Origin of the sequence: Azohydromonas aeria (assembly GCF_009760915.1) — a bacterium.
Taxonomy (GTDB): domain Bacteria; phylum Pseudomonadota; class Gammaproteobacteria; order Burkholderiales; family Burkholderiaceae_C; genus Azohydromonas; species Azohydromonas aeria.
Map to the genome: position 1 here is coordinate 1 of NZ_VIDQ01000142.1, position 10,323 is coordinate 10,323.

The following is a 10,323-nucleotide window of genomic DNA, read 5'->3' on the forward strand; positions in this document are numbered from 1 at the left end:
ACCAGCGCGCCCGCCGGGCCCGGCACGCCCGCGCCGGCACCCGTGCCGCGCTGGCCGCGCCAGTCCGGCCGATCCGGCCGATCCGGACGATCTGGCCGGTCCGGGCGCTCGGGCCGCTCCGGCCGCGGCAGCGACGGCTGCTGCGTCGGCAGCGCCGTGCTCCAGCGCGGCTCCACGCGCGGCAGCACGCGGTCGGCCACGCGGCGGCGGTCGTGCAGCGTGTTCACGGGCACCACCGTCACGGCGCCGCGCACGCCGCGGTTGTCCCAGTGCCGCGGCGCGGCGCCGGGCGGCGGCAGCCACGCGCCCACCGGCGCGTTGACGCCCCAGATGTGGCGCGGCGTGGCGTTGAAGCGCGGCACGTAGGCGTCGCGCGGGCCCAGCGGCACCCAGCCGATGAGCGGCGGCGGCGCGGGCCGGCCGCTGACGATGTTGACGTTCACGTTGAAGCTGCTGCCACCGATCCAGCCCACCAGCGCCGGCGCGTACACCGGGCGGGCGACGTAGCGCCCGGGCACCCAGCACCAGCGCCCGTTCCAGGAGGCCCAGCGCCCGTAGTGGAACGGCGCGAAGCCCCAGGGCGCGTCGTCCACCCAGGTCCAGCCCCAGGGCGCGACCCAGGCCCAGTGCCCGTAGCGGTAAGGCGCCCAGGTGGTGGACACGCCCACCGGGAACCAGACCGCGCCGAACTCGGGGTGGCTGTCCCAGCGGCCGTGGCGGTCGAGGTCGAGCGCGCCGGTCATCTCCGGCGAGACGTAGCGGGTGGAGGCGCTGCGGTCCTCGCGCAGGTCCTGCGCCAGCACCCAGGCGCCGAAGGCGTCGTCGCCGGTGGCGGCGGCCATGTCGTAGTGGGTGCGGTCGTCCTGCACCCAGAAGCTGTAGCGCGTGCCCGGCTCCAGCAGCAGCGTGCTGTCGGAGGCCTGGAAGCGCAGCTGGCCGCTCCAGGCCTGGGCCGTGGCGACGTTTTCGCGCACGTCCACGCGGTACTGGCCGGCGCGCGTGGGCTGGAAGCGCGCGTCGTTGGCGACGATCTCGAAATCGTCCGCGCCGTCGGCGGCGCGCACGCGCAGCGCGGCGCTGCCGCGCTCCAGCTGCAGGCTCACGCGCTGGTCGTCGAGCTGCTGCACGACCAGCTCGGTGGCGCCGTCCAGCCGCAGCGAGGCCGAGCCGACCTGGATGTCGGCGCGCGCGCCGTTGTCGGTGGCCAGGCGGTCGCCGGTGGTGACCGGCCGGTTCACGGCCACCGCCGTCCACTCGCCGGCCTGCGTGTCGTACATCCACACCGTGCCGCCGGCCTGCGCCAGCCGGCCCACGCGCCCGGGCGGATCGGCCCAGGCCGCGCCACCGGCCGCCAGCAGCGCCAGCGCCAGGAACAGGCGCGCGGCGCGCTGCAAATCAAGCAATCCCATGTCGTCTCCCTGGACCGCCTTGACGGCGGCCCTGTGGGAAAGGCAACGCGCGTGCGCCCTCCCCCGAGGACAGGGATTGCCCGGCGTTACAAGGGGGCGTCCAGGCGTCGCGCGGCGCCCTTCATCAACGCTCGACCGCTGACACGGCCAGTTTCAGCCCCAGCGCGCCCATGACGGCACCGGCGCAGCGGTCCACCCATTTCTTGCAGCGCAGGTACGTGTTTCGCGGCGCCTGCGCCGACAGCACCGTGGCGACGAAGGCATACCAGCCCGCCTCGATGATGAAAATCACCACGGCCACCGCCATGTCGAATTGCAGGCTGGGCGCCGCGGGCAGGAAGGCGGCAAATACGCTGGAATAGACGACCGCCGCCTTCGGGTTGCTCACCTGCGTGGTGAAACCCAGCAGCAGGTGGTTTTTGTTTCGCGCCGGGGTATCGGCAGCGCCGGAATCGGACACGTCCAGCGGCTGCCGCGCGCCGCGCCAGATGCGAAAACCCAGATAAGCCAGGTAAAGGCCCCCGACCACCTTCAGGACGATGAACAGCGCCGGCACCGCCGCGAAAGCGGCATTGAGGCCAGCCAAGGCGGCGATGGCGAGCAGCAGGCCGCCGAGGCCCATGCCCAGGGCGGCGCTCAAGCCCTGGGCCCGGCCGCAAGCGACGGCCGTACGCGCCACCATCACGAAGCTGGGGCCGGGGCTGGCGGCGCCGACGCAGATGGCGGCGGCGATGCCGAGAAGCGCGGTGATTTCGGTCATGGCGATGGGCAAATGAAATGGATGGTCGAGGCCGCGCCTGACGGCGGCATGAATGCGGCTCCGGAATTCGTGAACGAATTCACGTCAGCGCTTGAAGCCTTCCAGCTCGCGCGCCCGTGCCGCGGTGGCCGACATGAGGCAGTCGCTGGCATTCACCGTGGCAATCGTGCCGCCCTCCGGGTCGGCATAGAAGCGGCAATTGGCCTCGCGGAACTTGAGCCAGGCGCGCTGGGCGTCGCGCAATTCCTTCTGGCGCGCCTCGGAGAGTTGGGCCATCACCGCCTTGTAGGCCTGATTGAGGCGGGCATCCTGGCGGCGGGTCTCGGCGCTCATGCAGGCCAGCATGGTGGCGGTGACGCCGTTGGATTGGTCCATGCAGGCCGAGAATTCCGGGCTCAGGCCGGCGTCGCGGGCGCAGGCGGGCCCGGCGGCGCAAAGCAGGGCGAGAACCAGCAAACCATGTTTCATCAATAACTCCTCAAATCTTTATCGGGAGGCGCCGGATTGCGAGTCGGCCACCCGTTTCTGCCATTCCCACACCTCGCCGTCCTCGGGGTGGTGGACCGGCCCCACCAGTGTAAATCCCAGCTTTTCCAGGATGCGCGTGGAAGCATTTTTCTCAGGCAGCGTCTGGGCGCGGACGCAGGCCACGCCGTTTTCCGCCGCCAATTCCACCAGGTGTCGCGCCATGCGGGTCGCGCTGCCCTGCCCTTCGTGGCCGGGAAAAGTGAAATAGGCGATCTCGACCGCGCCCAACACCGGCGGGGATTTGTAGGCGCAAGTGCCGATGAAGGCCTTATTTTCCTCCACTAGGTAGCCGGCCCAAGGCATGACGGGAGTGCCTTCGGGATAGATGTTCACCACGGAGGCACAAAGGCCCTTCAGGAAATCCGAGCCCTGGACGGCTGGGCTGGCGCAAAGATCCTTGGTGATGGGTATGAAATCCATGGAAGGCTCCTTGGAGATATTTGTCCGTGGCTTGAATATTTTGGGTGTCGTGCCGGACACGGCATTTTAATGCCGCCATGTCGTTCCTACTAAAGTCCACGGCTGTCCGGAGAGGGTATATGAGAGCCAGTAGCCCGCAGATACGGGCAGCCCGCACCCCGCGTCGTCATTCCCGCGCAGGCGGGAATCCAGGCGGCCCCCAAGTTGGCCGTGAGCCGATTGCGCAACGCTGACCATGTCCTGGGCATCAATCGGCCGACCAATCGGCTGCCGGCTGCTTAGGGACCGCCTGGATCCCCGCCTGCGCGGGGATGACGAAGTAATTGGCGAGGCGTGTCGGCTTGCGGCTGGCGACTTTTCAAATTTCACTGTATAGCAGCGAAGCCTTTGAAACAGCCAAACTTGGATACCCGCGCAGGAAACTGAACTTATTCTCTCCTTTACGCAGACCATAATATGGTAGATGACAAAGCCAAGCCCCTCTTTTTGCCCCTACGCCGAAAGTTTTGCAGCGGCAACCATAGAGATAGAACACACAATTTAGATCTTTGATGAGGAGCAAAAGGCAAGACCCCATGAACATGCCACATAAACCCCACGCGCACCCCGAACTCCGCCTACTTTAGCACCATCCTCTTACCTGAATTTCCTTACTTTTCTTTATATTCAAGACTTTCACCTTTTTCTTCTTCAATCAGCACAAGCTTCGAATTCTCATTACGCCTTGGTTCGAGCCCTTCGAGCGCGAATTCCGAAAGACGCTTCTTATACTCCATCGATATCGGCGCACGCTCGATATCCTCCAATTGTTTTAGTATGACATTTGTTTCCTGAACACGATCTTGTCGTTGCGCTTTTTTATAATGCAACACCGTTACAATGGATTTATAGACAAACATGCCTCCAGTCATTGCCGCTGGAATCCAAAGCAATCCACCCCCTACAAAACCAATAACCATTGAGCCACTGGCTGCCGCGACCAAGGCGGCCCCAGGAAGTTTATCCAAATCCTCCGCTTCTTTCCGAATACGTGCACTGAGACCGATAATTTGTTTAATAACGTCCTTATCCATAATCAATACACCTTCCGCCACAACGAATTGACTTCACGCAGATGAGCAACGGATACCATGATATGCCCAAGAGACCACAATAAATACAGAGTCGCGCACAATGCAATTGACCATCGAGAAATCAAAATCAAAGTCTGACCAGCAACAGACAGTGAGCCAGCGAAAGCAAGACTATTTAAAAAACCAGAATCCACCATCACCGCTAGATTCAAAATGCCGAAAGCAATAATAGCATTCGACAACGCACGCGCAAGGTTTCTGCGCGCCAGATCATGCGCTGCACGAAGTTCCGCGAGGATTTCCCCATCATCTATATTTTTCTCAATATTTACCATGACAACGCACCCCTTTCATTGATTCCCAAGTTGATGACGATTTAAAACTCACCTTCACAGACAGCCCATACAAAAATGGACCAATAAAATTCATTGCTGTGCCCAGAGAAACTTAATCCACCTCAAAACAACATCATGGATCATCTTTCTAATTTCAGACACACCACCCCCTCAAACCCAAACTTGGTCAAATCCCGAATCCTCGTTGGATACAGCCGTCCAATCAAATGATCACACTCATGCTGCACCACCCGCGCATGAAACCCTTCCACCGTGCGGTCGATGGGATTACCCTCCAGGTCAAACCCGCGATACCGGATTTTCGAGAACCGCGGCACCAGCCCGCGCAGCCCCGGCACGGATAAACACCCTTCCCAACCGTCCTCTTCCTCATTCGACAACGGCTCGATCACGGGATTCAGCAGCACCGTCTCCGGCACCGGCGGCGCGTCCGGGTAGCGCTCGCTGCGCTCGAAGCCGAACAGCACGACCTGCAGATCGACGCCAATTTGAGGCGCCGCCAGCCCCACGCCACCGGCGGCCTCCATGGTGTCGCGCATGTCCTGCAGCAGTGCGCGCAGTTCCTGCGTGCCGAATTCGCGCACCGGCTGCGCCACGCGCAGCAGCCGCTCGTCGCCCATTTTCAGAAGCTCGCGCACCGCCATTTCGATTACTCCTTCACGTCGCCGGTTTCGACTAGCGCCTTGAGTTCGTCTTCATTGAGCACGGGAATATTCAGCTCCTGAGCCTTCATGAGTTTCGAGCCGGCCTCGGCGCCGGCCACGACATAAGCCGTCTTTTTCGACACCGATTTACCCGCCTTGCCGCCCGCGCCCTCGATCAGCGCCTCGGCCTGCTCGCGCGTCAGCGTCGGCAGCGTGCCGGTGACGACCACGGTCTTGCCCGCTAGCGGCCCGGGCGGCGCCTCCTGCCGGCCTTCGTGCTCTTCCCAGGTGACGCCCGCGGCGCGCAACTGCTCGACCACCTCCACGTTGTGCGGCTGGTCGAAGAAGGTGCGGATGCTCTGCGCCACCACCGGCCCCACGTCGTGCACCTGCAGCAGCGCTTCCTCGCTGGCGGCAATGAGACGGTCCATCGAGCCGAAATGCGCCGCCAAGTCGCGCGCCGTGCGCTCGCCCACGTGCCGGATGCCCAGGCCGTAGATGAAGCGCGAAAGGGTCGTCTTCTTGCTGTCCTCCAGCGCCTTGAGCAGGTTTTGCGCGCTCTTCTCGGCCATGCGCTCCAGCACCACCAGCGACGTGAAGCCCAGCTTGTAGAGGTCGGGCAGTGTGCGCACCAGCGGCGGGGCGTCGCCCTCGCCCACCAGCTGCTCGACGATGCGGTCGCCCAGCCCCTCGATGTCCATCGCGCGCCGGCTGGCGAAGTGCAGCACCGCCTCCTTGCGCTGCGCCGGGCAGAACAGGCCGCCCGAGCAGCGCCAGTTCACCTCGCCCTCCTCGCGCACGATGTCGCTGCCGCAGGCCGGGCAGCGGCCGCCCAGCTTCTTGTAGAGGTCGAAGGGCTCCGGGCGGCCGGGGTAGTCGTTAGGGTTGACGGCGGGCACGGCCTCCACCGCCGTGCCTTCGGCCACCGCCGCCGGGTCGGGCTGCGCCTCCAGCACGTCCAGCGCCGCCTCGCGCACGGCGTCGGCACCCGCGGCGCCGGCCTGGTCCGCCGCCAGCGCGGCACGCGGCACCACGCCCACGATCTCCGGGATCACGTCGCCGGCGCGGCGCACGATCACCCGGTCCCCCACGCGCACGTCCTTGCGCCGCGTCTCGTCCTCGTTGTGCAGCGTGGCGTTGGTGACGGTCGTCCCGCCCACGAACACCGGCTCCAGCCGCGCCACCGGCGTCAGCTTGCCGGTGCGGCCCACCTGCACGTCGATGTCGCGCAGCGTCGTCACCTGCTCCTGCGCCGGGTATTTATGGGCCACCGCCCAGCGCGGCTCGCGCGTCACGTAGCCCAGCCGCTGCTGCAGCGCCAGGTCGTTGACCTTGTAGACCACGCCGTCGATGTCGAATGGCAAGGTGTCCCGCGCCGCCGCGATGCGGGCATGGAATTCGATCAGCCCGTCCGCGCCCTGCGCCACCACGCGCTCGGCGCTCACCGGCAGGCCGAAGCGCTGGAGCGCGTCCAGCACGCCGGACTGCGTTGGCGGCATGTCCTCCCAGCCGGCAACCTCGCCCCAACCGTAGGCGAAGAAGCTCAGCGGGCGCCTGGCGGCAATCGCCGGGTCCAGCTGCCGCACCGCGCCGGCGGCGGCGTTGCGCGGGTTCACGAAGGTCTTCTCGCCCGCCTCGCGCTGGCGCTCGTTGAGCCGCTCGAAGGCGTCGCGGCGCATGTAGACCTCACCGCGCACCTCCAGCACCGGCGGCGCGTCGCCCGTCAGCCGCAGAGGGATCTGGCCGATGGTGCGGATGTTCTGCGTCACGTCCTCGCCGGTCTCGCCGTCGCCGCGCGTGGCGGCCTGCACCAGCACGCCCGCCTCGTAGCGCAGGCTCAGCGCCAGGCCGTCGAACTTCAGCTCGGCGACGTAGGCCACGGGCGGGTCGGCCTCGGTCAGCGCCAGCTCGCGGCGCACGCGCGCGTCGAAGGCACGCGCGCCCTCGGCGGTGGTGTCGGTCTCGGTGCGGATGCTCAGCATCGGCACCCGGTGCCGCACCGGCACGAAGCCCGGCAGCACCTGGCCGATGACGCGCTGCGTGGGCGAGTCGGGCGTGCGCAGGCCCGGGTCGGCTTCTTCCAGCGCCTGCAGCTCAGCAAACAGCCGGTCGTACTCGGCATCGGGAATCTCGGGGGCATCCAGCACGTAGTACCGGTGCGCGTGGTGGTGCAGCAAGGCGCGCAGCTCGGCGGCGCGCACGGCGGGATCGGTCTTCTTGGAGGAGCTCGTGGGCATAGGGCGCCAGTGTAGGCAAGCCCGACCTTCGTTCCGGGGGTCACCCGCGGCAAGAGGATTGCCGCCTCCTCCCGCCCCGGCCACGAGCCGGCACGGCAACCCGCGCCGCCTGTCGCGGCGTGCGGCAAACCTGAGGAGTACCGATGAAATCCCTGGACAAATCGCATCGCGCGGCGCCGGCCCGGCTGCCGGGCTGGTGGTCGGTGGCAGTGGCGGCGGGACTGCTGAGCGCCTGCGGCGGCGGCGGCGACGCCGGCCCGGGCGAGGGAGCCCTGTCGGCGTCCGCCTCGGCGGCGACGGCCACCCAGGCCGTCGCGGCAGCCGACGGCGACGTGGTCTTCAATGCCGCGCCAGAAGCCGCGCTGCCCGCGGCCTGCACCGAGCCAGGGCGCATCAACAACACCATTCCGAAGCTGCTGGAGTGCGTCACCTACAGCGAGGTGCGCAAGCACCAGAAGGCGCTGCAGGACATCGCCGACGCCAACGGCGGCAACCGCGCCTCGGGCACCGAGGGCTACAACGCCTCGGCCCGCTACGCGGTGCAGGTGCTGCGCCAAGCCGGCTACGACGTGCGGCGCCAGTACTTCCGCTTCCGCACGTTCGAGGAGCTGTCGCCGGCGGAGCTGCAGGTCACGGCGCCCGAGGCGCGCACGGTCGAGAACAAGGTCCTGAGCTACTCGCCCAGCGGCAACGTGACGGCCCCGGTGACGGCGCTGCCCTTCCAGCCCACCGACGCCACGCCCGGCTGCGAGCCCGAGGATTTCAACGGCTTCCCGAGCGGCCACATCGCGCTGGTGGGCCGGGGCAGCTGCACCTTCGCCGAGAAGGCCACCAACGCGCTGGCCGCGGGCGCCCGCGGCGTGATCATCGCCAACAACCAGGAAGGCGAGATCAACGGCACGCTGGGCGCGGACTTCCGCGCCCGCATCCCCGTCACGTCCGTGACGCAGGCCGAGGGCAACGCGCTGGCCGCCGTCTCCGGGCTGCGCGTGCGCATCAAGACCGACACCCGCATCGAGGCCACCGGCACCAGCAACGTGATCGCCGAGTCCCGCACCGGCGACCCGTCGCAGGTGGTGATGGTCGGCGCGCACCTGGACTCCGTGGCCGAGGGCCCCGGCATCAACGACAACGGCTCGGGCGTCGCCGCGCTGCTGGAAACCGCCAAGCAGATGGCCAAGTACCAGCCGCGCAACCGCGTGCGCTTCGCGCTGTGGGGCGCCGAGGAGTCGGGGCTGCTGGGCTCGACCTACTACGTGGGCACGCTGCCCGAGGAGCAGGCGCGCAACATCGCGCTGTACCTGAACTTCGACATGATCGGATCGCCCAACGCGGGCTACTTCGTCTACGACGGCGACAACTCCGACGGCACCGGCGCCGGCGAGGGCCCCCCGGGCTCGGCCGAGATCGAGCAGGCCTTCGAGGGCTTCTTCTCGCGGCGCGGCGTGCCCACCCAGGGCACCGACTTCGACGGCCGCAGCGACTACGGCCCGTTCATCGCGGTGGGCATCCCGGCCGGCGGCCTGTTCACCGGCGCCGAGGGGATCAAGACGCCCGAGCAGGCGGCACTGTGGGGCGGCACCGCCGGCGTGGCCTACGACCCGTGCTACCACGAGGCCTGCGACACCTTCCGCAACGTCGATGCCCGCGCCTTCAACCTGAACCTGCACGCGGTGGCGGCCGTGACGATGCTGTTCGCCAGGGACGCCACGCCGCCGGGCGCGGGCCGTCCGGAAGCCGCGGGCCTGCGCGCGGCCTCGGCGGGCTACCAGTTCCAGCGCCAGGGCGACAAGTTCATCCGCTGATGCGCTTGCAATTCACGGCCTGAACGAAAGAGGCGGCCCCGCGGGGCCGCCTGCTTGCCGTCTCGAACGGCGCGCCCGACATGCCAGGCGCGCCGTTTCCTCATCAACTGAACAGCCGTCTCGCCGCCGCCGACCCCGCCGCCAAATCGCGGGCCTCCATGGCGCGGTACAGCCCGTCGAGGTCCTTCTTGATCGGCTCGAAGGCCTGGGGCGCCACCGGGCGGCCGTCCTCGTCCACCAGCGCGGCGTCGAGCTCCTCGGCCAGCGTGGACATGGCCCGCAGCCAGGTCGCGAAGGGATCGTCGCCCTCGGCCGTCTGCGGGATGTCCAGGCTCAGGCTCACCACCTTCACGGCCGCAGCGTTCGGGTCCTCGGCCAGCGCGGCCTGCGGGTCGAAGGCCAGCACCAGCACCGGCGGCGCGCCCTCCTCGGCACCCGGCAGCACCAGCCGCCCCGGCACCGAGCCCGGCACGAAGCCGTGCTTGAGCGTGGCCTGCTGCAGGTAGGCCACCGACCACGGCGCGGTGCGCGCCACCAGCTGCACCGCCAGCTGCGCGTCGTGCTGGTTGGCGAAGTGGTCCAGCTCCTTGGCCCGGCCCACCGCTTCCATCATGTCGGGGAACTCGGCCGCGGCGCCGACGCTGTCGGCGAAGCTCTGCAGCTTCTGCACGAACTCGCTGTACTCGATCTCGTTGAGCGCGCCGTGCCGGTTGGCCAGCTGCACGCCGGCCTGCAGCTGCCGGTACTGCTGCCCGGGCTGCGGCGGCTCCCACGCGGCGGTGGCGGCGTTCAGGCCCTCGATCAGGAACGGCTTGTTGCCCGCGCGCCGCGTGGTGGGCAGGTGCGCCAGCACGAAGTCGCCGCTCAGGCGCGTGTCCAGTGCCAGGTTGGCGATCACGTCGATGAGCGCGTCGATGCGCGGCCCGCGCGGCACCGCCAGGGCCGCCGCCGAGGTCGCGGCCACCACCGCCGCGGCGTCGCCCGGCATGACGCCGGCCACGGGCGAGGACGGCTCCGCGGCCGGGTCCACGCCCGGGGCCACGGCCTCGGCCGCCAGGCCCACGGCCACGCCGGCGGCGGCCGGCGCGGCG

At 67.9% G+C, this 10,323-nt stretch carries 10 protein-coding genes; 1 reads left to right on the plus strand and 9 read right to left on the minus strand.

The features are described from left to right. From FJ694_RS35275 to ligA, 8 genes are all read right to left on the minus strand, one after another. The coding region (locus FJ694_RS35275) for a DUF6600 domain-containing protein (RefSeq protein ID WP_157272190.1) at positions 1 to 1,409 on the minus strand (1,409 nt) is incomplete at its 3' end. A gap of 124 nt (positions 1,410 to 1,533) precedes the next feature. Continuing rightward, the gene (locus tag FJ694_RS35280) at positions 1,534 to 2,169 is read right to left on the minus strand and encodes a LysE family translocator (protein WP_157272191.1); all 636 of its coding nucleotides are present in this window, start codon (positions 2,167 to 2,169) and stop codon (positions 1,534 to 1,536) included. 84 nt (positions 2,170 to 2,253) lie between these two features. Beyond that, a complete protein-coding gene (locus FJ694_RS35285) occupies positions 2,254 to 2,637 on the minus strand; it encodes a lysozyme inhibitor LprI family protein (RefSeq protein ID WP_157272192.1) in 384 nt (127 codons plus the stop codon). 18 nt (positions 2,638 to 2,655) lie between these two features. After that, positions 2,656 to 3,117: a GNAT family N-acetyltransferase gene (locus tag FJ694_RS35290; RefSeq protein WP_157272193.1), complete on the minus strand. Its 462-nt coding sequence runs from the start codon at positions 3,115 to 3,117 to the stop codon at positions 2,656 to 2,658. Positions 3,118 to 3,767: 650 nt separating this feature from the next. Further along, positions 3,768 to 4,190: a hypothetical protein gene (locus FJ694_RS35295; protein ID WP_157272194.1), complete on the minus strand. Its 423-nt coding sequence runs from the start codon at positions 4,188 to 4,190 to the stop codon at positions 3,768 to 3,770. Positions 4,191 to 4,192: 2 nt separating this feature from the next. Next, positions 4,193 to 4,525, minus strand: a complete 333-nt coding sequence (locus FJ694_RS35300) for a hypothetical protein (RefSeq protein WP_157272195.1) — start codon at positions 4,523 to 4,525, stop codon at positions 4,193 to 4,195. A gap of 140 nt (positions 4,526 to 4,665) precedes the next feature. After that, a complete protein-coding gene (def, locus tag FJ694_RS35305) occupies positions 4,666 to 5,190 on the minus strand; it encodes a peptide deformylase (protein WP_157272196.1) in 525 nt (174 codons plus the stop codon). A gap of 5 nt (positions 5,191 to 5,195) precedes the next feature. Further along, on the minus strand, positions 5,196 to 7,427 hold the full coding sequence (ligA, locus tag FJ694_RS35310; RefSeq protein ID WP_157272197.1) for an NAD-dependent DNA ligase LigA: 2,232 nt from the start codon (positions 7,425 to 7,427) through the stop codon (positions 5,196 to 5,198). 143 nt (positions 7,428 to 7,570) lie between these two features. Here ligA and FJ694_RS35315 point away from each other — a divergent pair, with 143 nt between their 5' ends. Next, the gene (locus FJ694_RS35315) at positions 7,571 to 9,232 is read left to right on the plus strand and encodes a M28 family metallopeptidase (RefSeq protein ID WP_157272198.1); all 1,662 of its coding nucleotides are present in this window, start codon (positions 7,571 to 7,573) and stop codon (positions 9,230 to 9,232) included. A 103-nt stretch (positions 9,233 to 9,335) separates the two neighbouring features. Here FJ694_RS35315 and FJ694_RS35320 read toward each other — a convergent pair. Then, positions 9,336 to 10,323: cell division protein ZipA C-terminal FtsZ-binding domain-containing protein (locus FJ694_RS35320; protein ID WP_157272199.1), on the minus strand; the 988-nt coding region annotated here is incomplete at its 5' end.

Coding starts and splice junctions, on each gene's coding strand:
- FJ694_RS35280 (WP_157272191.1), bottom strand. CDS start 2,169: ATGACCGAAATCACCGCGCTTCTCGGCATCGCCGCCGCCATCTGCGTC.
- FJ694_RS35285 (WP_157272192.1), bottom strand. CDS start 2,637: ATGAAACATGGTTTGCTGGTTCTCGCCCTGCTTTGCGCCGCCGGGCCC.
- FJ694_RS35290 (WP_157272193.1), bottom strand. CDS start 3,117: ATGGATTTCATACCCATCACCAAGGATCTTTGCGCCAGCCCAGCCGTC.
- FJ694_RS35295 (WP_157272194.1), bottom strand. CDS start 4,190: ATGGATAAGGACGTTATTAAACAAATTATCGGTCTCAGTGCACGTATT.
- FJ694_RS35300 (WP_157272195.1), bottom strand. CDS start 4,525: ATGGTAAATATTGAGAAAAATATAGATGATGGGGAAATCCTCGCGGAA.
- def (WP_157272196.1), bottom strand. CDS start 5,190: ATGGCGGTGCGCGAGCTTCTGAAAATGGGCGACGAGCGGCTGCTGCGC.
- ligA (WP_157272197.1), bottom strand. CDS start 7,427: ATGCCCACGAGCTCCTCCAAGAAGACCGATCCCGCCGTGCGCGCCGCC.
- FJ694_RS35315 (WP_157272198.1), top strand. CDS start 7,571: ATGAAATCCCTGGACAAATCGCATCGCGCGGCGCCGGCCCGGCTGCCG.